The 21363-nt window shown below is 62.8% G+C and carries 22 protein-coding genes; 10 read left to right on the forward strand and 12 right to left on the reverse strand.

The features are described 5' to 3' along the window. Positions 1-61: 61 nt before the first annotated feature. From WIN67_RS11780 to WIN67_RS11795, 4 genes are all read right to left on the reverse strand, one after another. Positions 62-1507 (reverse strand): aldehyde dehydrogenase family protein, encoded by a 1446-nt coding sequence (locus WIN67_RS11780; protein WP_339071307.1) that lies wholly within the window; start codon positions 1505-1507, stop codon positions 62-64. Positions 1508-1578: 71 nt separating this feature from the next. Continuing rightward, on the reverse strand, positions 1579-2484 hold the full coding sequence (locus tag WIN67_RS11785) for a DMT family transporter (RefSeq protein ID WP_339071308.1): 906 nt from the start codon (positions 2482-2484) through the stop codon (positions 1579-1581). A gap of 89 nt (positions 2485-2573) precedes the next feature. Beyond that, complete coding sequence (locus WIN67_RS11790; RefSeq protein ID WP_249735849.1) at positions 2574-3305, reverse strand: AraC family transcriptional regulator; 732 nt, start codon at positions 3303-3305, stop codon at positions 2574-2576. A gap of 82 nt (positions 3306-3387) precedes the next feature. Further along, positions 3388-3756 (reverse strand): hypothetical protein, encoded by a 369-nt coding sequence (locus tag WIN67_RS11795; protein ID WP_146232969.1) that lies wholly within the window; start codon positions 3754-3756, stop codon positions 3388-3390. Positions 3757-4319: 563 nt separating this feature from the next. Here WIN67_RS11795 and folE point away from each other — a divergent pair. From folE to WIN67_RS11810, 3 genes are read left to right on the forward strand one after another with little or no spacing between them, the layout of a single operon-like run. Further along, complete coding sequence (folE, locus tag WIN67_RS11800; protein ID WP_102864126.1) at positions 4320-4880, forward strand: GTP cyclohydrolase I FolE; 561 nt, start codon at positions 4320-4322, stop codon at positions 4878-4880. Further along, positions 4881-5408 carry a chalcone isomerase family protein gene (locus tag WIN67_RS11805; RefSeq protein ID WP_339071309.1) on the forward strand — a complete coding sequence of 176 codons (528 nt, stop codon included), beginning with the start codon at positions 4881-4883 and terminating at the stop codon, positions 5406-5408. It begins immediately after the preceding gene. A gap of 24 nt (positions 5409-5432) precedes the next feature. Further along, positions 5433-5960 carry a DUF3833 domain-containing protein gene (locus WIN67_RS11810; RefSeq protein ID WP_102880033.1) on the forward strand — a complete coding sequence of 176 codons (528 nt, stop codon included), beginning with the start codon at positions 5433-5435 and terminating at the stop codon, positions 5958-5960. A 22-nt stretch (positions 5961-5982) separates the two neighbouring features. Here WIN67_RS11810 and WIN67_RS11815 read toward each other — a convergent pair whose 3' ends face one another. Beyond that, entirely contained in the window at positions 5983-6444 is a 462-nt protein-coding gene (locus WIN67_RS11815) for a thiol-disulfide oxidoreductase DCC family protein (RefSeq protein ID WP_339071310.1), read from the reverse strand. 157 nt (positions 6445-6601) lie between these two features. On the opposite strand from WIN67_RS11815, the gene WIN67_RS11820 reads away from it, so the two are divergent. Beyond that, complete coding sequence (locus tag WIN67_RS11820) at positions 6602-7921, forward strand: Nramp family divalent metal transporter (RefSeq protein WP_339071311.1); 1320 nt, start codon at positions 6602-6604, stop codon at positions 7919-7921. Positions 7922-8001: 80 nt separating this feature from the next. Here the strand turns inward: WIN67_RS11820 and WIN67_RS11825 are convergent, their stop codons facing one another. After that, positions 8002-8949 carry a LysR family transcriptional regulator gene (locus WIN67_RS11825; protein WP_110653030.1) on the reverse strand — a complete coding sequence of 316 codons (948 nt, stop codon included), beginning with the start codon at positions 8947-8949 and terminating at the stop codon, positions 8002-8004. A 192-nt stretch (positions 8950-9141) separates the two neighbouring features. On the opposite strand from WIN67_RS11825, the gene WIN67_RS11830 reads away from it, so the two are divergent. Both WIN67_RS11830 and WIN67_RS11835 read left to right on the forward strand, forming a co-directional pair. Next, positions 9142-9567: a DMT family transporter gene (locus tag WIN67_RS11830; RefSeq protein ID WP_422394724.1), complete on the forward strand. Its 426-nt coding sequence runs from the start codon at positions 9142-9144 to the stop codon at positions 9565-9567. Between the two features lie 2 nt (positions 9568-9569). Beyond that, on the forward strand, positions 9570-10043 hold the full coding sequence (locus WIN67_RS11835; RefSeq protein ID WP_102880028.1) for a DMT family transporter: 474 nt from the start codon (positions 9570-9572) through the stop codon (positions 10041-10043). Between the two features lie 10 nt (positions 10044-10053). On the opposite strand, the gene glcF is transcribed toward WIN67_RS11835, so the two are convergent. From glcF to glcD, 3 genes are read right to left on the reverse strand one after another with little or no spacing between them, the layout of a single operon-like run. Further along, positions 10054-11271: a glycolate oxidase subunit GlcF gene (gene glcF / locus WIN67_RS11840; RefSeq protein WP_273923246.1), complete on the reverse strand. Its 1218-nt coding sequence runs from the start codon at positions 11269-11271 to the stop codon at positions 10054-10056. A 3-nt stretch (positions 11272-11274) separates the two neighbouring features. Continuing rightward, positions 11275-12339: a glycolate oxidase subunit GlcE gene (gene glcE, locus WIN67_RS11845; RefSeq protein ID WP_339071314.1), complete on the reverse strand. Its 1065-nt coding sequence runs from the start codon at positions 12337-12339 to the stop codon at positions 11275-11277. Next, complete coding sequence (gene glcD / locus WIN67_RS11850) at positions 12339-13838, reverse strand: glycolate oxidase subunit GlcD (protein WP_300246739.1); 1500 nt, start codon at positions 13836-13838, stop codon at positions 12339-12341. Before glcD ends, glcE begins: the two co-directional genes overlap by 1 nt. A 252-nt stretch (positions 13839-14090) precedes the next feature. Between glcD and WIN67_RS11855 the strand changes: the two genes are divergently transcribed. After that, positions 14091-14261 (forward strand): metallothionein, encoded by a 171-nt coding sequence (locus tag WIN67_RS11855; protein WP_102864137.1) that lies wholly within the window; start codon positions 14091-14093, stop codon positions 14259-14261. A gap of 46 nt (positions 14262-14307) precedes the next feature. Here the strand turns inward: WIN67_RS11855 and WIN67_RS11860 are convergent, their stop codons facing one another. The 3 genes from WIN67_RS11860 to WIN67_RS11870 all read right to left on the reverse strand — a co-directional run bounded on the left by WIN67_RS11860 (position 14308) and on the right by WIN67_RS11870 (position 16769). After that, positions 14308-14535: a DUF6555 family protein gene (locus tag WIN67_RS11860; protein WP_011060569.1), complete on the reverse strand. Its 228-nt coding sequence runs from the start codon at positions 14533-14535 to the stop codon at positions 14308-14310. Between the two features lie 148 nt (positions 14536-14683). Continuing rightward, positions 14684-15712 carry a purine nucleoside permease gene (locus WIN67_RS11865; RefSeq protein ID WP_339071315.1) on the reverse strand — a complete coding sequence of 343 codons (1029 nt, stop codon included), beginning with the start codon at positions 15710-15712 and terminating at the stop codon, positions 14684-14686. Positions 15713-15821: 109 nt separating this feature from the next. Beyond that, complete coding sequence (locus WIN67_RS11870) at positions 15822-16769, reverse strand: nucleoside-specific channel-forming protein Tsx (protein ID WP_306392595.1); 948 nt, start codon at positions 16767-16769, stop codon at positions 15822-15824. A 366-nt stretch (positions 16770-17135) separates the two neighbouring features. On the opposite strand from WIN67_RS11870, the gene kynU reads away from it, so the two are divergent. The 3 genes from kynU to WIN67_RS11885 all read left to right on the forward strand — a co-directional run bounded on the left by kynU (position 17136) and on the right by WIN67_RS11885 (position 21310). Continuing rightward, complete coding sequence (gene kynU / locus WIN67_RS11875) at positions 17136-18380, forward strand: kynureninase (RefSeq protein WP_110594943.1); 1245 nt, start codon at positions 17136-17138, stop codon at positions 18378-18380. A 31-nt stretch (positions 18381-18411) separates the two neighbouring features. Then, entirely contained in the window at positions 18412-19827 is a 1416-nt protein-coding gene (locus tag WIN67_RS11880; protein WP_110594942.1) for an amino acid permease, read from the forward strand. Between the two features lie 151 nt (positions 19828-19978). Further along, complete coding sequence (locus WIN67_RS11885; RefSeq protein ID WP_102880020.1) at positions 19979-21310, forward strand: OprD family porin; 1332 nt, start codon at positions 19979-19981, stop codon at positions 21308-21310. Positions 21311-21363 lie beyond the last annotated feature (53 nt).

Genomic DNA, 21363 nt, shown 5'->3' on the forward strand with positions numbered 1-21363 from the left:
CTTGCTCTGACATCTCATCGCAATGGTTTGTACAAATCCTTTTTTAGGTCCGTAGTGCGTCTTAAGTCTCGTGCGGTACATGAACAATGAGTCTTTTTGTTCGACGAAAAACATCCAGGCCACTACGCCTAAAACTGTTGTCTGGTCCCGATAAGCTGAGTGCTGAGGATGAAGGTTTTTGCTCATTAAACGGTGGTGGATTTATCCAAAGTGTGTTTGCTTCAAGCTGTTCGGAGGCGGCGATCACTTCCTTAATGTCTGATGAAAATAGCGAACTTTGTGCATTTGGCGATGAGTCATTCGCCAACTGCAATGCATGGCTGAAATCGCGAGCCCGAACAATGGCAGTAACCGGCCCAGGGCAAACTTCATGCAGGATTGCCATTTCATTGTTAACGCCGGTAATTATGGTTGGCTCATAGAACCAGCCAATGGGTTGCTCGCTAGGAACACGGCCGCCGCAGATTAGCGTCGCACCTTTGGTTGAAGCATCACATATCAAACGAATCACTTTATTGTGCGCAGTTTCACCGGATAGAGGTGTCATCTGGATCTCCCCCAAGTGCTGTGCCAAGCGTAGTTTTTCAAGGTGCTCCAAGCAGAGATCGACAAAGTGATCATGGACTTCGTTCACTACGAACAATCGCTGTACTGAATGCTGTTTCTCTCTCTTGAAGTGAAATGTTGCCTGTGCGGCGTAAGCTGCAGCTATTTCCAAGGGTGAGTGAGTGGAAACGATTAGTGAGCTACTGCCATCTGTTTCAAGTAAGCAGGGTTTCATCAGTTCGGCACAAGTTACAGCTACTGCGTTTCCCGCAGCAACACTGCCTGTAAATGCAACCACCTGGGTGCTGGGTGACTGCACCAGCAATTGTGCAGTTGAAGCGTCACCTGGAACACAGCACACCAGGCCTGGGAGTAGTGCATTGAAGTGTTCAGAGAACTTCAAGCTACATAGTGTTGCTGACTGTGCAGGCTTGATGATGCAACTGTTGCCTGCGGCGAGGGCTGCGGCGACGGTTTGGCACATCAGCAGAATCGCACTGTTGGAGGACAGGATATGTACGCTTACGCCATACGGCTCATAGAGTACCGACTGCTGTGCAGTGCTGTGGCCGGAAACAGCATGCTCTTCGACCTGCTGTGCGTAGCGGCGCAAGATTTGCGGACACTGCGCTAGCTCGTTGATGGCCCGTGAAAGTGGCGTTCCTGTTTCACGGCTCAGCAGGCGCGCTATCTCCAGATTACGTTCTATAGATCGCTCAATACTGCCGGCGAGAATCTGAAGCTGTTCAGCTCGATGGTTGGCACTACATTGGCGCCACTCCTGGTAGGCGTCACTCGCAGCTGCTATTGCCGCTTGAACTTCAGTCTGAGCGCACAGAGGGATTGTTCCAAGATACTCATGGGTCGCCGGATCTAGTACTTGTGCATATCTATTGCTACGGGAGGAGTAGTAGTACGGGTTTATGAAGTAACCGGTGTTTGAGGGGTGATGTAGCTTCATTGGGATGTCCCTTTCCGAATGTGCCAGGCAATTTTTAAATAGTTGTTTTGAGGCACGCCTTGCAGGTATGACTATTTATCTTTCTCCAATGTGCAGGAAGAGGTTGCGATTATTGCTCCGGAAATGATTAATAAAGCCGATAACAGAATGATTGGCTGTACTTCTACTTTTCCAGCGAAAAACAGCAGGAAGGTAGAGATCAGTGGGGCTAAATAGGACAAAGCTCCGAGCATTCCCAGATGGCCGTGCTTAGTTGCGTGATCCCAAGCGAAAAAAGCCAATCCCACAGGACCTAGGCCTAAGGCGATAATCGCAAGCCATTGTTGCTTGTTCGGTTGTACCGGAGATTCGAATAGTAGGTGGCACATCCAGCCGGCTAATGCGACCAGGCCACATATACCACCGATGACGCTGCTGGGGATCTGCTGGAAACGTCTGTTTAATACTGAGTAGCTGGCCCACACCAGTGCACCGGCCAGCGCGGCTAAGTAGCCCATTATTGGCGAGCCTTGAGCAACTGAGGTTTCCTTTTGCAACAGAATGAATAGAGTTCCGAATAACCCCAGTAGCGCTCCAAGTAATTGCTTGAATATTCTTCGATGATGGCCGCCTAAGGCGCTCAACAGAACGATAAACAATGGCCAGAGATAGGCGATCAGGCTGGCCTCCGCTGCTGGTGCAAACTTCAAGGCAAAGAAGTAAAGCGCGTGGTAGGAAAATATTCCGATAAATCCCAAGGCCCAGACAGGCCATGGCTGACGCCAGTCACTGAATCCACCGACGTTGCGCAGTGCGAGTATCAACACACTGGCAATAAAGGCTACGGCGAAACTCAGGGAGAGCAGTTGGAAGGGGGGGATGCCGGCGGTCAGCGTAGTCAGCAGAGCCAGGCATGACCAAAGTCCAACGGCCGTGAGGCCGATGGCCGTAGAACCAAGGTATGCAGGGCGAGGTTTGGAGGGGGTAGATTGGTTCATGGCTGTACATAACTGAAAGATCTACCGAGCCTAAATAGGAGGCTGCCGAAAATCTTGTACAAGCCTGCTTGAATTTTGTTCCAGACTGCTCAGCAACTGCCATTGAATGCTTGTCGGCGCAGGGTGCCGGGGGTCAACTGGCGTGCTTTTTTCAGAGCATGGGTCAATGCACTTTGGTCGGCATAGCCCACTCGCTGTGCAATTTCGCTGATGGGTAAATGACTGGTACTGAGCATCTCGATTGCACAGTTCAGGCGCAACTGGGTGATATGAGCAAAGGGAGAACAACCCATATACCGCTCAAACAACAAGTACAGCTGGCGCTCGCTGATCCCGGCTGCTAAAGCAATAGTATGGGCACTTAGCGGGCTGCTAAGGTTCTTCTGGATATGATCCAGAGCGCGACTCAATGCCTGTTGTCGGGGTGGAGGTGGCTGCTTGATGGACAGGCTTGATAGCACCAGGCTGCTCCATGCCTTGACGGTCAAGTCGGACTCGGCCGCTATTGCTGGGTTATGTCGGGCGTACTCAAGCAGGTGGCGCAAGGCTGGACCGATGGTGAAAAATGTTTCTGGCTGTAAGGTATCCAAGCTGTCGCTGTCAGGGAGGTCGAGCACAAGAAAACGGTTTTGATTCTGACTCAGAAAACTGTGGCGAGCACTGGGGTGTATCAGGACGCCTTGGCTCCAGTCGACCCGGCCGGCTCGGCCTTCCACCTCTATCTCCATCGAGCCGAACTGAGGCAATACGATTTGCGGATAGTCGTGAGCGTGTAACTCAACTTCGCCGGAGTAGGAGCGCTGCGCTACTGAAATAGTCATTCTGTCCCTCTCTAACCCAGGGCAATTTGAAGTTTGGAGCCTTTTTAGCGCTCCTTAGAATAATGTTCTCGGGCACTTCTGTTCAGTCTTGTACGGGCTTCCTCTCCTTACACGACCCTAAAACCAGTATCGACACCCCTAGTCCCGGCGCAAATACCATTAGCCCCAGGGCCTGCACCAGGCAGAACGCCGCCAAGGAATACGGGCCGGTGCTCAGCGAGCGCAGCAGCACGGTGGTGAAGGCCACGCCGTGACTCTGGTGGGAGAACATCGCCAGCACGCTGCCGAGCATTGGAAAACCCGCAAGCCAGCCGGCAACATTCGGTCCCCAGCGCTTGCTCGCCAGGGAAATCAACAGCGTGAGCAGTCTCGATAGCAGCATGAGCGGACTCGATGGATGAGCGGTGCACCACGCTAGGCTCTGTCCGAGAACTACCTGCGCTTCGATCATGCTGCGCACTTTGCGCCTTCGGCGCTAGGTAGATACAGGCTCGTGCGCGAGTCCGATCGGAATGCTCATGGAGGCCTCTACAGTCGAGCGCGACCCCAGCCGTTCCTCGCCTGTTTTTGCCTTGCCTGATCGTTGCTCGGCGAGTTTTCGTGCAGACCCTAGCATCCAACCCGGCATTTGGCGCGTATCTGGCACGTGTATCTGGCAAAAAGCGAAGCATCGGAGAGAGCAGGGTGGTGCGGGGTTTTCTTGTACGAAACATTGAGGCTGAATCGGTTTTTGAGCTTTTTGTACAAGTATTTACGGGTTTTATCGGGTTTTTATCGATAAAAGTTGTACAAAAATGAAATTCTCGTATAGGTTTTTCAGTGTGAGATGAGGTGATCACTGGCCAGTTTTAGCTGTCCAGGCTGTCACTCTCCACACTTTGGGGTTCCCGAGGTCAAGCCCTGGTGGAATCAGGGCTGGGCCAGTTGTGTGGTTGGTCACCTCGGGGCCCTTTTTTTCCCCTTGGCGCGTGCAAGGATTTGCCCGCCTCATTCACTTTGCGGAACCTGTGCGCCATGTACGATCCTCTCTCCGAGCATTTCCACTGCATTCTTCAGGGGCTGGGTGAAGATCCATCCCGCGAGGGCCTGCGGGATACCCCGCAGCGAGCGTCAAAGGCCTTGCGTTATCTGTGTCACGGTTACGACACCAGTCTCGAAGAGTTGGTCAACGGCGCGTTGTTCAGCTCCACCAGCGACGAGATGGTGATGGTTCAGGACATCGAGCTGTATTCCCTGTGTGAGCACCATCTGCTGCCCTTCATCGGTCAGGCCCATGTGGCTTACATCCCCACCGGCAAGGTGCTGGGGCTGTCCAAGGTGGCGCGGATCGTCGACATGTATGCGCGACGCCTGCAGATCCAGGAAAACCTGACCCGGCAGATTGCCGAGGCGGTCCAGGAAGTGACCGGGGCGGCCGGGGTGGCGGTGGTCATCCAGGCGCGGCACATGTGCATGATGATGCGCGGGGTCGAGAAGCAGAACTCGCTGATGAACACCTCAGTGATGCTCGGGGCCTTTCGCGACTGCGCCAGCACCCGCCAGGAATTTCTCCAGCTATTGCCCAGGCGGTCTTGAATGAACAGCATCCGGCGAGTGCTCGCGGCGCGGTTGTTGTGGCTGCTGGTGTTGTTCAGCGCCACCGCCAGTGCCGGCTGGCAAGAGTCGCTGCCCAATGCACGGCTGCTGGGCAGCGGTGAGTTCAGCTGGTTCGGCTTCAAGGTCTACAACGCGCGGCTCTGGGGCACGGCCTTGCCGTTGACGGCCGAAAGCCCCTTTGCCCTGGAGCTGACTTATCGGCGCACGATCCGTCGTGACGAGCTGGTGCAGACCAGCCTGGATGAGATCCAGCGTTTGTCCGGCACTGCAGTCAGCCCGGAGCAACTCAAGGATTGGCAGGCGCAGATGCAGCGCGCCTTTGTCGATGTCGAACCGGGCCAGCGCATCACCGGGGTGTTCCTGCCCGGTCGCGGGGTGCAGTTCTTTGTCGACCAGCGCTTGCAGCACGCGGTCGACGACGAGGCCTTTGCCCGAGCGTTCTTTGCCATCTGGCTCGACCCGCGCACCCGCAATCCGCAGTTGCGCGCACAACTGCTGGGCCGATAGCGGGCGCAGCGCAGGAGATGTTCCATGTTCAAGAAATACTTGCTGGTGCTGTGCCTTGGCCTGGTTGCTTGCAGCGACACCGACGTCAAGCAGTACCGTGACCAGAAGCCCGAGCTGGAACTGCGGCAGTTCTTCAGTGGCCGGGTCGAGGCCTGGGGCCTGTTCCAGAAGCGCTCCGGTGAAGTGATCAAGCGCTTCCATGTGCAGATCAACAGCCGCAGCGAAGGCGAGAAACTCATCATGCATGAGGACTTTACCTACAGCGACGGCACCCGCCAGACCCGGATCTGGACCCTGGTCCCGACGGGACCCGGCCTGTGGCGCGGGACCGCCGACGACGTGGTCGGCGAGGCCCGGGGCGAAGTCTCCGGCAATGCCCTGCGCTGGCGTTACGTGCTCAACCTGCCGGTGGATGGCACCACCTATCAGGTGCATTTCGATGACTGGATGTACCTGTTGGACGAAAACACCCTGGCCAATCGTTCCTACATGACCAAGTTCGGTTTCGAGCTGGGGCAGGTGACCCTGTTCTTCCGCCGTCAGCCCGGCTGAGGCGCGCTGGCCGGCTCCGGACTCAGGACGGGTCGTCGAGAAAGCGCCCGCGATGGTCGGGGCTGGGCAGCAGGCAGACGTCATGCCGGCCGAACCAGCGGTAGCGGTTGCCGGCGATACGGTCGTAGCCCCAGTCCCGCAGTGGTCGGGGAATCCAGCGCAACAGGCGCAGCCAGCACCAGGGGGCAGGCAGTTGCGCCATCAGGCGGGTAAAGGCCTCGGAGCGTTGCGACAGCCCCTGGTCCTCGATCAGCAGCACGCTGTCGAACTGCTCGGTGGGCTGGCCGAACCATTTCAGCAACGCCTGGCCCTGGGGCGATTGCATCGACGCCAGTTTGATACGCCGCTGGCGGTCGTGGCGGATGACGAAACGCACCGAGGCGTTACACAACTTGCACACGCCATCGAACAGCAGCACCCGGTCGCCGGGTTGCAGGAAGGGGGGCTGGGTGTCGGGTTCAGGGGGTGTCGCAGCGCTGTTCACGGGGTCACCTTGGGCGGGAAATCGATACCTGCAGCAGGCGTCGCAAGGGGCAGGAGTGGCTGCAGCATACTCGCCTTCAGGATGAAAATTCAGGCTTGGGTGGCTGCGCTGAAACCTCTAAGCTGAGCCCTCGCGTCAATTCGTCGTGGGAATCCCCGTGAAATTCAGCCTACCGAAAATAGCCACCGCCCCCTTTTGTCCGCCGGAGGTGGCGGGCTCCGTGTCCGTCGATCCCGGCGCTTCGCTGTTTAAGCGCCTGCTGCGTTTTGCCGGCCCCGGGTTGCTGATTTCCATCGGCTACATGGACCCGGGCAACTGGGCCACCGCCATCGAGGCGGGGTCGCGCTATGGCTACAACCTGCTGTTCGTGGTGTTGCTGGCAAGCCTGGCGGGAATGGCGGTGCAATGCCTGTGCTCACGCCTGGGCATCGTCACCGGGCGCGACCTGGCGCAGCTCTGCCGGGAGCGCTACAGCCGCCGTTCGGCCCGGGCCCAGTGGCTGGCGGCCGAGGTGTCGATCATCGCAACCGACCTGGCCGAAGTGCTGGGATGTGCCCTGGCGTTCCACCTGCTGCTGGGGGTGTCCCTGAGCACCGGGATTGTCATCACCGCCTTCGACACCTTGCTGGTGCTGGCCTTGCAGAACCGCGGTTTTCGCCGGCTGGAAGCGATCATGCTGGCGCTGGTGGCGACCATCGGTGTGTGCTTCTTCATTGAACTGCTGCTGATCAAACCCTATTGGCCGGACGTGGTCCGGGGGTTCACCCCGTCGCTCTCGGCCATCAGCGATGCGGCGCCGCTGTACCTGGCGATCGGCATCCTCGGTGCCACGGTGATGCCCCACAACCTCTACCTGCACACCTCGGTGGTGCAGACCCGCTTGATCGGCCAGGACCGGGCCAGTCGCGCCGACGCCATCAAGCTGGCGCGCATCGACACCATCGGCTCCCTGGCCCTGGCGCTGCTGGTGAACGCGGCGATCCTGATCCTCGCCGCCGCGGCCTTCCACAACACCGGCCACAGCGACGTGGTGGAGATCCAGGATGCCTACCATCTGCTGGACCCACTGGTGGGCGGAGCCCTGGCCAGCGTGCTGTTCGGCGTGGCGCTGCTGGCCTCGGGGCAGAGTTCGACCTTCACCGGGACCATTGCCGGGCAGGTGATCATGGAGGGCTACCTGAACCTGCGGATTCCCTGCTGGCAGCGACGCCTGATCACCCGCGGGCTGGCGCTGATTCCGGCGTTCATTGGCGTCTGGCTGCTGGGGGATGGCGCAGTGGGCCAACTGCTGGTGTTGAGCCAGGTGGTGCTGAGCCTGCAACTGCCGTTTGCCCTGTACCCGCTGATCCGCATGACCAACGACCGGCGCCTGATGGGCGAGTTCGTCAACCGTTGGCCGACGCGATGGCTGGCCTGGAGCCTGTTCGCCGTCATCAGCGCAGCCAACGCCTGGCTGATTGCTCAACTCTTCCTGTAGGAGCCGGCTGGCCGGCGAAGGGGCCGCTGAGTCTTGTGCAGGTCTTGCCGACGCTTTCGCTGGCAAGCCAGCTCCTACGGTTACGGGGCGGGGGCGCGGCGATCCCAATAGGGCTCCGGGCCGAATTTCTCGACGAAGAAGTCGATCACCGTGCGCACTTTCAGTGAGAGGCGCCGGCTGCCGGGCCAGAGGGCGGCAATCTGCTGCGGTTCGAGGCTGGTGGCCACGTCGAAGCCTTCGAACAAGGCCACCAGGCGGCCTTGATGCAGGGCCTCGCCAATCAGCCAGGAAGGAAACATCACCAGCCCCAGGCCCTGTTCGGCGGCCTGGGTCAGGGTGTCGGCGTGGTTGCCGGTCAGGGGGCCCTTGACGCTGTAGGGCGTCCAGTCTTCCCGGCCCCGGCGAAAGAACCAGCGCTGCTGGCCGGTTTCGCCCTTGTAGGCCAGGCACTGGTGCTGCTGCAACTGCTGCGGGTGCTGTGGCGTGCCATGACGTTCCAGATAGGCGGGGCTGGCCGCCACCCGGTAGCGCTGCGGGGCCAGCAGGCGTGCCTGCATCGAGGAATCTTCCAGGGTGCCGATGCGAAACAGCAGGTCGGTGCCGTCCTGCAAAGGATCGATGTAGTTGTCGGTTTGCTGGATGTCCAGTTGCAGCTTGGGGTAGCGGCCCAGTAGCTCGCCCAGCCAGGGCGACAGGTGCCGCTGGCCAAACACCACCGGGGCATTGATCCGCACCAGCCCGGCGGGTTCGTCCTGCTGTTCCTGCAGCGCCTGTTCGGCTTCTTCCCATTGCGCCAGCACCCGCCGCGCATGGTGGCCCAGCAAGCGCCCGGCCTCGGTGGGGCTGACGGCGCGGGTGTGGCGATAAAGCAACTGCTGGCCCAGGGCCTGTTCCATGAGCTGGATCTGCCGCGAGATGGACGAAGGCGCCAGCCCCTCGCGGCGTGCCACGGCGGAAAAACTGCCCTGGTCGAGCACCGCGATGAACAGGCGCAGGGCCTTGAAACCCAGGTCGTTGAAGCCTTGCATAGGAAATCCTTGCTGTGCGTTTTACGCAAAGGTGTTGTCGGCATGCTCCCATTTATCGCAAAACGGGCGCAATCGATAATGCCTGCCATTCCTTGATCCCCAAGCAGGTGTTGCATGTCTTCCAATGTGTTAGATCCAGCGCTGCCGACCCCGGCGGCCCAGGTTGAACCCCGCGCTGGCTGGCAGCGCTTGATGTTGTTGCCCCTGGTGATTCTGGCGGGCATGGGCCTGTCGGTGGAGGCCGGCTTGCTCGGCCCGCTGGGCGTCCAGGTCGGGCATTTGTGGGCGACCTTGAGCATCTTCGGCGTGGGCACGGCGTTGCTGTTTCTGCTGCTGTTGTTCAGCGGTCCGCAGCCGGGGCCGGCCTTCAGCCAACTGCCGCGCTGGCAATTGCTCGGCGGGGTGCTGGGACCGATCTACGTGGTGGTGCTGACTTTGGCCACGCCCCATATCGGCATTGCCATGACCATGATCGCGATCCTCTCCGGGCAGGTGGGCAAGAGCGTGCTGATCGACCATTTCGGTTGGTTCGGCAGCGCCCGCAAGCCGGTCAATGGCGAACGCTGGCTGGCCCTGGTGCTGATTGTCGTAGCCCTGATCCTGATTGCCCGAGGTTGAACATGAACCTGATTCTTTTGCTGGTCCTGGTGGTGGCTGCGGGTGCGGTGCTCAGTGTGCAAGCGGCGATCAATGGCCGCCTGGGTGAAAGCGTCGGGGTGTTGCGCAGCAGCCTGCTGACCTTCGCCGTGGGCGCCTTGATCACCGGGCTGCTGATTGTGTTTTTCCAGCCCCCTCAGGCCATGAGCCTGTTGCAGGCGCCGAAATGGCAGCTGACTGGCGCGCTGTTTGGCGTGGTCTACATGCTGGTGATGGTCGGCGCGGTGCCCCGGGTCGGCACCGCGGTGGCCACGGTGGCGGTGATCCTCGGACAACTGGGCATGGGCATGCTGATCGACCACTTCGGCTGGTTCGGCAACCCGGCCATCGAGCTGTCACCCCACCGCGTGCTGGCGATGCTGTGCCTGGCCCTGGCGTTGCTATTCATGTACCGGAGCCGCACACCGCAAGCCGTGAGTGGCAAGCCACGAGCTTGAAGCTTGGCGCTTAGCTCAGCGCGTCTTCCAGCACCTCGATCCAGTGGCGGACCGGGGTGCGGCCGGCACTGTCGAGGTGGATCTGGCAACCGATGTTGGCGGTGGCGATCAACTCCGGCTGGCCGCTTTCCAGAGCCCGCAGCTTGTCGTCCCGCAGTTGTCGGGCCAGGGTCGGCTGGGTCAGGGAGTAGGTGCCTGCCGAGCCACAGCACAGATGGCTGTCAGGCACCGTGGTCAGGTTGAACCCCGCTCGCTGCAACAGCGCTTCCACGGCGCCGCCGAGCTTTTGCCCGTGCTGCAGGGTACAGGGGCAGTGGAAGGCCAGACGCTGTTCGCTGTGGGCGCCGAGCTGCTCCAGGGGTTCGGCGCGCAACACTTCCACCAGGTCCCGAGCCAGGGTGCTGATCTGCCGGGCCTTGTCGCGGTAGGCCGGGTCATGGGCCAGCAGGTGCTGGTAATCCTTGATGAAGGCACCGCAGCCGCTGGCGGTCTGGATGATCGCCTCGGCGCCCTGTTGCAGGTGCGGCCACCAGGCGTCGATGTTGCGCCGGGCGCGCTGCAGGCCGGCTTCCTGGGCGTCCAGGTGATAGTCCACGGCGCCGCAGCAGCCTGCCTCGGCGACCGGCTGCACGCTGATGCCCAGGCGATCAAGGACTCGCGCCGCCGCGGCATTGGTATTGGGCGACAGCCCCGGTTGCACGCAGCCTTCGAGCAACAGCACGCGCCGTGCATGGCGCAGGGGCGGACGCGGCTTGGCGCTGGGCAACTGGCGCGGCAGCTTGTCCTGCAGCGCCTGGGGCAGCAGCGGACGCAGGCGGCTGCCGCCCTGGATCAGGGCCTTGAACAGTTGCGGGTTGGCACTCAGCGCTCGCAGTCCGCGGCGCAGCAGTTGCTGGCCGGCGGGCCGGGGCAGGGCGGCATCCACCACGGCGCGGCCGATGTCCAGCAGGTGGTGATAATCGACCCCGGACGGGCAGGTGGTTTCGCAGTTGCGGCACGACAGGCAGCGGTCCAGGTGTTGCTGGACCTGTGCGGTGGCGGTGGCGCCTTCGAGCACCTGCTTGATCAGGTAGATGCGCCCTCGTGGGCCGTCCAGCTCGTCGCCCAGCAACTGGTAGGTAGGGCAGGTGGCGTTGCAGAAACCGCAATGCACGCAGCTGCGCAGGATGCGCTCGGCTTCGGCGGCCCGGGGCAGTTGCCGGGCCTCGGGGCTGAGGGTGGTCTGCATGGTCTAGAGCTCCGCGTAGAGTCGGCCGGGGTTGAAGATCCCTTGCGGGTCCAGCTGCGCCTTGAGCCGTTGGTGGTAGTGCAGCAGGGTCGGCGCCAGGGGCTGGAACGGACTGTCCTGCAGGCCGTGGCTGTAGCAGCTGGCGTGGCCGCCAACGGCGCTGACGGCGGCGCGGATCTCGCTGGCCGTGGCAGCGGTTTTCAGCCAGCGCTGGGCGCCGCCCCAGTCCAGCAGTTGTTCGCCGGGCAGTGCCAGCAGCGGCGTGTTGTGCGGCAGCGACAGGCGCCACAGCGGCAGGCCGGGGTTGAAGAAGTCCAGTTGCTGTTCATTGAGCTGGCTCCAGTAGCCCCCGTCCAGGGGCTCGCCGCCCAGGCGTTCATGGGCGGCGGCCACCGAACCTGCGCCGCCTTCCAGGCGCAGGTGCAGGCGCTCGCCGTCGTGGCAGGCGGCGCTGATCGGCAAGGGCTGTTGGCCCCATTCGGCGAGCTTGGCCAGGGCTTGGCCGGGCGTCATTTCCAGGCTCAGGCTCAGGCATTGCCGGGGCTTGGGCAGGACCTTCAGCGAGACTTCGGTGATCAGCCCCAGGCAGCCGTAGCTGCCGGCCATCAGCCGCGACAGGTCATAACCGGCGACGTTTTTCATCACCTCGCCACCAAAGCGCAGGTGCTGGCCGCTGCCGCTGATGATCCGGGTGCCGAGGACGAAATCGCGCACCGCGCCGGCCCAGGGCCGACGCGGCCCGGACAGGCCGCTGGCGAGCATGCCGCCCAGGGTGGCGCCAGCGCCGAACGATGGCGGCTCGCAGGGCAGCATCTGCCCGGCGGCCTCCAGGGTGGCGTGCAACTCACTGAGCGGAGTGCCGGCCCGGGCGCTGATCACCAGCTCCGTGGGGTCGTAGCTGACGATGCCGCGATGGCTGCGGGTGTCGAGAATTTCCCCGGCGCAGTCGCGGCCGAGAAAGGCCTTGCTGTTGGAACCCTGGATGCGCAACGGGGTGCTGTCCTGCAAGGCGTTGCGGACCTGTTCCAGCAGCGCGGCGCTGGCATCGCCGTCGGGTGGCGCCGTCATCAGAAGCGCTCCAGTTCGGGGAAGGGCAGTTGCCCATGATGGATATGCATGGCGCCGAATTCGGCGCAGCGTTGCAGGGTCGGGATGTTCTTGCCGGGGTTGAGCAGGCCGCCAGGATCGAAGGCGGCCTTGACCCCATGGAACAGCGCCAGCTCGTGGGTGTTGAACTGGGCGCACATCTGGTTGATTTTCTCCCGGCCTACGCCGTGCTCGCCGGTGATGCTGCCGCCCACCGCCACGCACAGTTCGAGGATCTTGCCGCCCAGGGCCTCGGCCCGCTGCAGCTCGCCCGGCCGGTTGGCGTCGAACAGGATCAGCGGGTGCATGTTGCCGTCCCCGGCATGGAACACGTTGGCCACCCGCAGTTGATGCTCGGCGGCGAGACGGGCAATGCCCCGTAACACCCCCGGCAGTTGGCGCCGGGGAATGGTGCCGTCCATGCAGTAGTAGTCCGGGGACAAGCGGCCCACCGCTGGAAAGGCGTTCTTGCGCCCGGCCCAGAAGCGCACTCGCTCGGCTTCGTCCCGGGCCAGGCGTACCTCGCTGGCGCCGGCGCGTTCCAGCACCTGGCGCACCTGCTCGCAGTCGTCATGCACATCGGCCTCCACCCCGTCCAGCTCGCACAGCAGGATGGCTTCGGCGTCCACCGGGTAGCCGGCGTGGATGAAGTCCTCGGCGGCGCGGATCGCCAGGTTGTCCATCATCTCCAGGCCACCCGGGATGATCCCGGCGGCAATGATGTCGGCCACGGCGCGGCCGGCGGCTTCCACCGAATCAAAGGCCGCCAGCAGCACCTTGGCGATCGGTGGCTTGGGCAGCAGCTTGACCGTGACCTCGGTGATTACCCCCAACAGGCCCTCGGAGCCGGTGACCAGCGCCAGCAGGTCGAACCCCGGCGCGTCCAGGGCCTGACTGCCCAGGGTCATGGCTTGGCCGTCGACGCTGAGCATCTGCACCTGCAGCAGGTTGTGCACGGTCAGGCCGTATTTCAGGCAATGCACGCCCCCGGCGTTTTCCGCGACGTTGCCGCCGATCGAGCAAGCGATCTGTGATGAAGGATCGGGGGCGTAGTACAGGCCCAAAGGCGCCGCCGCCTGGGAAATCGCCAGGTTGCGCACCCCCGGCTGGAGCCTTGCGCAGCGGGCGGCCGGGTCGATCTGCAGGATGTCCTTGAAGCGCGCCATCACCAGCAGCAGGCCTTTTTCCAGGGGCAGGGCGCCTCCGGACAAACCCGTACCGGCCCCTCGGGGGACCACTGGCACCCGGTGCTCATGGCAGATCTGCAGCAAGCGCTGGACTTCGTGCAGGTGCCGCGGCAGGGCCACCAGCATCGGTGTGGTGCGATAGGCACTGAGGCCGTCGCATTCGTAGGGCTTGAGCTGCGGCTCCTGGTCCAGCAGTTCCAGGTCCGGCAATTGGCTGCGCAAGGCCCGGATCAGGGCCTGCTTGTCGACGTCGGGCAGGGCGCCGTCGAGGGTTTCGTCATAGAGAATCGTCATGGGCGGCGAATGACCTTGGGTTGTTCTTGTCAGGTCGAGACAGCATGACCACGGCCTGCATCATTGGCTGGCCGGGCCGGGGTGGCCATCGGTCCATGCGGGCGCTGGCCGAATCACTTTAGTCGCTGTTGGCGTGGCGGGGGGGCTGGGTTGGCCTAGTCTTTGGAGGGCTCGTACCGTGCAGTGGCCGCCATTGTCTGAGGTGGCGCGGTGATCGAGTCCCCTGAAAGACTGATAAAAAGGAACCCTGCCATGTCCAATGAAACCTGCGCCTGTCCGGCCTGCACCTGCAAGCTGGGGCCCCATGCGATTGTCCGTCACGGCAAGCACTACTGCTGTCAGGCTTGCGCCGATCATCACGCCCACGGTGAGCCTTGTGCTTCCACCCAAGGGTGCAAATGCGCCCAGGGCGCCCACGGCTGAAGAGCGCAAACGGGTGGGGCTGCGGCTCCACCCGTTTGCGGCGGGCCTAGACCGAAGGCCGCCAGGTGACATTCTCGATACCGAACTTTTCCGCCATGGGCTTGCTGGTCTTCTTCACCCGTTCCCGGCCGAAACGACCGATGCGGCCCACTCCCGCATCACAGCTTGCCCAGTGCCAGGCCTCGGCGTTGTCCATCTTTTCCTGGCGGATGATGAAGGACTTGGGAGCGCCGTGAAGGGTGTATTCGATGACGAAGAGTTTTGCGTTGTTCATAAAGCCTCTGTTCCTCCCTGTGATCCTTGAGTGATCCCCCGCAGGCGCAAAAATTCACTTTGATTGGCCGACTCTGGCGCCAACGGTCATGGCCCTGAGCGTGCGTTCACCGGCACGCCGGCTCCTGCGGGTTGCGGGTTGGCACGGATCAGGCTTCGGGGACGCCTTTTTCCCAGGTCGACCAGTTGTCGAGAATGTCCTGCACCAGCGGATTGCCGGCCCGGTAGAGGTTTTCCAGGGCCGGGACAAAGCCGCCCTGGTCGGCGTACTTGAGCAGGTTGTCCACTTCGCTGGCCCCTGGTGCCGGGCGGTCGAAGTCGGAACCGGCGCGTAGCACCGCCAGGCGCTGGATGTCCACCAGACCCTCGCGGCTGGCCCGCAGCAAGGCTTCGTAGGTGGAGTTGTCTTCCTGCTGGGTGGTGCAGTAGGTGCCTTTGTTATCGGTCAGCAGGCGGGTCCAGACTTCGGCCCGTTCGCTCAGGCGAGTGCCGGAGAACCAGGTGTTGCCCGCCAGGGTGTCGCAGCGGGTCACCACCGGCGGCTGGTTGGCCGGAGCCTGGGGGTATTTCAGGCGCCAGGCCGCCGATTGCTGGCTTTCGCTCAAGCTCACCTTGTGGCTCAGGGCGAAGGCCTTGGCCTGGAGCTTGGGGTTGAGCTCGAAGACTTCGGTCTTGTAGTCCAGGGGCGGTTTTTCGTTCGGCCCCTTGGTGTTGATCCCCAGGTAACCGGTGGGCCAGTCCTTGGGCGCATCCCGGGAGTCGAGTTCCCACTGGGTGCCGAACTCCACCAGGTAATGAGCCCAGGCGGCGGTGCCGATGGTGCCGTGGTGCGGGCTGATGCCGGCGATCCCGGCAATCAGGAAATAGCTTTTGCGCAGGTCGAACTTCGGCGACAGGGCCAGCGCCAGGGTCGACGCCGCGGCATTGGTCTGGCCCATGCCGGTGGTCAACAGGCACACGTCCCGGTCATTGCAGCGAATGCTCGGATACTCCGCCGCCAGCCCCGGCACGCGAATCTCGCGCTTGAGCTCCAGGCGCTCGATCCAGTGCTGCGCTTCCGGCGCGAACATGCTGATCAGCACCACCTTGGGCTTGATCGGTGCCTCGTTGGCCCAGGCGCCGCCTGCCAGCAGAGCCCCCAGTCCCAATACCCACGAAACCTTTTTAATCCCACGCATACAACCTCCATGACTGCCGTTAACCGGCGCTTATCCTGCCTGATCCAGGTTGCAACTCATCGCAACCGTTCTTGTCTTGCCGTTTGCCGCTCGAAGCTTGCCTCAGCTTCTAGAACTGATACCCGACCCCGGCGTAATAGCCCCAGCCATTGGAGCGGGCACGGAACTCGCCGTCGCCGAAATTCAGCACGCTGCCATCCTCCCAGTTGCCGCCGTTGTGGAAGTAACGGCCCACCAGGGTGAAGCGCAGGTGAGTGAAGGCGTACAGCAGCACGTTGGTGGCCACCGTGGCATTGGCGGTGCGCGCCGGGTTGTCCTTGTGCAGGTCGGAGCCGAAATCGAAATTGGTGAAGCCGATGTAGGTCAGCGAGGCGCCGTTGCTGTAGCTGTCGATGGGCACGATGTATTTGAGCTGGGCGCGGTAGCCGTCCCAGGAATACTCGTTGCTGGCGCCGTAGTTTTCCCACTGGTAGCGGCCATAGAAGTTGGCCGAGAGATTGACCCGCGAATGGGTGTCGATGTCGGTGCCCAGGCCGCTGTACAGGGTGTTGGCGCGGTTGGCGGTGCGGCTGCCGTGGTCGTAGATCCAGTCGAAGGCCACATACCACTCCTTGATCGGGCCGATGGCCAGGCTGCGACCGGCCAGGTAATCGATGGAGATTCGCGGTTCGTGCTCCATGAACAGCGGCGAGCCGTGGTCCCAGATGCCCTTGTCGTGGCTGTTGCCGATGTCGAGGATCTTCGGCAGGTCGATGTAGCCGTACAGCTCGAAGGGGCCCTTGCGCCCGAAGTATTCGTACTCCAGGTAGATGTCGTCCGCCGGGCGCGGGCCGAAGCTGATGTCCTTGCTGCCGATCAGCATCAGGTCCTGGTTGTACCAGTCGGAAAGGTAGGCGCCCGGTTTCGCGGATTGCACATCGGCGCTCAGGCTTTCGCCCTGGGCTGATGCGTCCGGGGCGGGGGATTGGGCCAGTGCGGCGTGACTGAGTAGACCCGTAACGCCGGCCAGCCCGAGGGAAACAGCCCATTGGCCATGACGGGGGAAGCGGTTGTGCATGGAAAGTCCCTGTTCGTGCGGTGTGAAGTCCCTGATGTCCGTTCGCGCGCGTGGCGGTGGCGAACACCCACAAAATTGCAACTCGCAAACGTTTGCACATGGCGTACCAACTTGAAATAGCCTTCGCAAATAAAAGCTGCAATCAATCGTCGACGGGGCTTTTGCGTCAGCGCTGTTGCGGCTGCGGCGCTACCGAGCGGCCCGCCGATGGAGGGCAGGCGCTGAGCAGGATTGGGTATTACCAGCGGGAATATAAAGGGCCGCCTTTTCTATTATCCAGTAATGACGGCCCTGGCTAGCATCCGGACTCGCTGGTGGCCGTTTGCTGCGACCCCGGCGCCCAATCATCGATACCGAGGGATCGTCATGAGCCGTTCCGCGCCCTGTACCCGGGAGCAGATCCAGCAGTTGGATCAGTCAGACCCGTTGGCCTTCTGTCGCCAGCGTTTTACCTTGCCGCAACACAAGATCTACCTCGACGGCAACTCCCTGGGGGCCATGCCGGCCCATGTCCCGGCGCGCCTGGAGCAGGTGCTCAAGGTGGAGTGGGCCGAGGGCCTGATCAACTCCTGGAACGACGCCGACTGGTACCCCGCGCCGCAGCGCACCGGGGCCCGCATCGCTGGGCTGATCGGGGCCCAGGGGCACGAAGTGATAGTGGCCGATTCCACCTCGATCAACCTGTTCAAGGTGCTGGTGGCGGCCTTGCGCATGCAGCCGTCGCGCCGGGTGATCCTGGCGGAGAACGGCAACTTTCCCACCGATGTGTACATCGCCCAGGGCGTCGCGGAGCTGACCGGCTGCCGGCTGCAGTGCGTCGACCCGGAGCAGGTCCTCGATGCCCTCAGCGACCAGGTGGCGATCCTCTCCCTGACCCACGTCAACTACAAGACCGGCCGCCGCTACGACATGGCGGCGATCACCGCGCGGGCCCACGAGCTGGGTGTGCTGGTGGTCTGGGACCTGTGTCACTCGGCCGGCGCCATGCCGGTGGAGCTGAACGCGGCCGGCGCGGACTTTGCCGTGGGCTGCGGCTACAAGTACCTCAATGGCGGCCCTGGCGCGCCGGCCTTTGTGTTTGTCGCCGAGCGTCACATCGCCCAATTGCGCCAGCCGCTGACCGGTTGGCACGGGCACGCCAAGCCCTTCGATTTCAGCCATGACTACCAGCCCCACCCGAGCCTCGACCGGATGCTGGTGGGCACCGCGCCCCAGTTGGGCGTGCTGGCCCTGGAAGCGGCGCTGGAGGTGTTCGACGGCGTTGACCTGCATGCCTTGCGCAGCAAGAGCCTGGCCTTGTCCGAGCTGTTCATCCGCCTGTGTGACGAGCAACTGGCCGGGTTGGGCGTGCAGTTGCAGACCCCGCGCGATGCCCAGCAGCGCGGCAGCCAGGTTTCCCTGAGCCACCCCCAGGCCTACCCGGTGATGCAGGCCCTGATTGCCCGGGGCATCGTCGGCGACTTCCGCGCGCCGGACATCCTGCGCTTCGGTTTTGCCCCGCTGTACAACCGTTTTGAAGACATCTGGACCTGCGTCGACGCACTGCGCGACATCCTCGTCAGCGAGGCATGGAACCAGCCGCAGTTCCTGGCCCGCAAAGCGGTGACCTGAACCCCGTGCCCAGCCTTGGAGCAAGAGTGTCATGACAAAAACAATACGCACCTTCAAACAAGTGGCAGACCGTGAACACGGCCTCAAGCAAAGCCTGAGCAGCGGCCAGCTGTCGATGATCGCCATCGGCGGGGCCATCGGCACCGGGCTGTTTCTGGGCAGCAGTTTCGCCATCGGCTTTGCCGGCCCCAGCGTGCTGGTGAGCTACGCCATCGGCGCGGTAATCGCCCTGTTGCTGATGGGCTGTCTGGCGGAAATGACCGTGCGCCATCCGACGTCCGGCTCGTTCGGTTCATTCGCCGAATTCTATGTGGCGCCCTGGTTCGGCTTTGCCATCCGCTACGCCTACTGGGCCTCCATCGTGTTTGCCGTGGGCACGGAAATCACTGCGGCGGCGATGTACATGAAGTACTGGTATCCCGAGGTGCCCGGCGGTTACTGGATGCTCGGTTTCTCCCTGGCGCTGATCCTGGCCAACGCCTTCAGCGTCAAGGTGTTCGGCGGCATCGAGTATGTGTTCTCGCTGCTCAAGCTGTGCGCCATCCTGGTGTTCATCCTGCTCGGGGCCTGGGTGGTGTACGGCGCGGCGCCCGGCTCGGGCATCGGTTTTGCCAACTACAGCAACGAGGGCGGCTTCTTTCCCAACGGCGCCTGGGGCACCTGGGTGGCGGTGATCGTGGCCTTCTTCAGTTACCTGAGCATCGAGATGATCGCCGTGGCCGCGGGCGAGGCCAAGGACCCGGAACGTGCAGTGACCCGGGCCTTTCGCATCACCATGGTGCGCCTGGTGGTGTTCTACCTGCTGACCATCGCCCTGGTCCTGGCCATCGTGCCCTGGAGCCGCAACACCGGCGGCGAAAGCCCCTTTGTCATGGTCATGGCGGCCACCGGCATTCCCTATGCCGGCGGGGTGATCAATGCGGTGATCCTGGTGGCGGCGCTGTCGGCGATGAACAGCCAGCTGTACATCACCACGCGGCTGATGTTCAGCCTGTCCCGGGCCGGCCAGGCGCCGGCGCTGTTCGGGCGCCTGAGCCGCAACGGCGTGCCCCTGGCGGCGCTGCTGCTGTCGTCCCTGGGGATTGCCCTGGCCACCTTGCTGTACCTGGCCTACGCCGACCAGGCCTTCACCCTGATGATGTCGATCGCCATGTTCGGCGCCATGTTCACTTGGGCCGGGATCTTCCTTACCCACCTGTTCTTTCGCCGGCAACAGGGCTCCGAACCCTTGGCGTTCAAGCTCTGGGGCTACCCCTGGACCAGCCTGGGAGGGCTGTTGCTGATGCTGGCGGTGATGATCACCACGCTGTTCACCGAGCAGTTCTTCCTGACCCTGGTCTGTGGGCTGCCGTTCCTGGCGCTGATCCTGCTCATCTACTACCTGCGTTTTCGCGGCCAGCGCCCGCTGGACGCCGCGGCGCCCAAGCCGCTGCCGATCCAACCCTGAGTCCCGGACCAGCCCGCTCGCGAGAGCCGGCTGGTCGGCGAAGCGGTCTGCGTGATCGCTTCGCCGGCAAGCCGGCTCCTACGGGGCCTTTGGGCCCCTGTCGATCCCTGTCGCCAGTTCTACAAAAACAATAATCCACAAGGGTTTTGCCATGTCTGACGTAATGCGCCGTTCACCGCTTTTGCTGTTGCCGCTGCTGGGTTGCCTGCCCTGGACCGTCCACGGTGCCGAGGAGGAGCCGGCCGGTTTCATCGAGGACAGCCATCTGCGCATCCAAGCCCGCAACTACTACCTCAACCGCAGCGTCCAGGACGGCCGTGCCGACCGCAAGGACTGGACCCAGGGCTTTATCGGCCGCTTCGAATCCGGGTTCACCCAGGGCACGGTCGGCGTCGGCGTGGATGCCTTCGCCACTCTCGGGCTCAAGCTGGATGCCTCCGGGGGCAAGACCGGCACCTACAACCTGCCGATCCACGACAACGGCAAGCCGGCGGACCAATACGCCAAGGCCGGTGCAGCGCTGAAACTGAAAGTCTCCGAAAGTGTGCTGCGTTTCGGCGAGCAGTCGGTGGACACCCCGGTGTTCGCCGTCGGCCACAACCGCCTGATCCCGGAAACCGCCACCGGCTTTGCCCTGGACAGTCAGGAACTGGACAAACTCAAGCTGCAGGCCGGGCATTTCACCTCGGCCACCGGCCACGTCACCACCAACAGCAACGGCGACCTCTGGGCCTTCTATGCTGGCGTCACCACACCCTCGGTGGACTACCTGGGCGGCCAGTACCGGTTCACGCCTGACTGGGGCGCCAGCTTCTATGCGGCGCGTTTCGCCGACATCTGGAACCAGTACTACGCCAACCTCAATGGCCGTACCGACCTGGGGCAGGGCCAGCAGGCCGGTTTCGACCTGAACCTCTACCGCACCCTCGACACCGGTCGGGCCAGAGCCGGCGCCATCGACAACACCACCCTGGGCGCCTCGGTGTTCTATGGCCTGGGCGCCCACCGCCTGACCCTGGCGCTGCAGAACGTCGACGGCAACACCCCGTTCGACTACCTGGGGGTGGGCGACCTGGACCGCAACGGCCGCAATGGCCGCGACCAGGGCGCCTCGATCTACCTGCCCAACTCGGTGCAGTACTCGGACTTCAACGGCCCCAACGAGCGTTCCTGGCAACTGCGCTACGACCTGTCGCTGGCCGGCTACGGCATGCCCGGCTGGAACCTGATGACCCGCTACCTGCGCGGCTCCGGCATCGACGGCACGCACACCCCGGCAGGCAGCGCCTACGCCGGGATGTATGGCCAGGACGGCGTGCACCGCGAGATCAACTTCGAAGCGCGCTATGTGGTGCAGAACGGCCCGCTGAAAGACCTGAGCTTTCGTCTGCGCCAGACCTGGCACCGGGCCAACGTGGCCCAGGGCGAGGGCAATATCGATGAGTTCCGGCTGATTACCGATTACCCGATCGATCTCTTCTGAATCGACCCGGCCTGACAGCAGCGAGCCGCGCCTCCGAAGAAGGCGCGGCTCGC

Source organism: Pseudomonas idahonensis (assembly GCF_037903935.1).
Taxonomy (GTDB): Bacteria; Pseudomonadota; Gammaproteobacteria; order Pseudomonadales; family Pseudomonadaceae; genus Aquipseudomonas; species Aquipseudomonas danubii.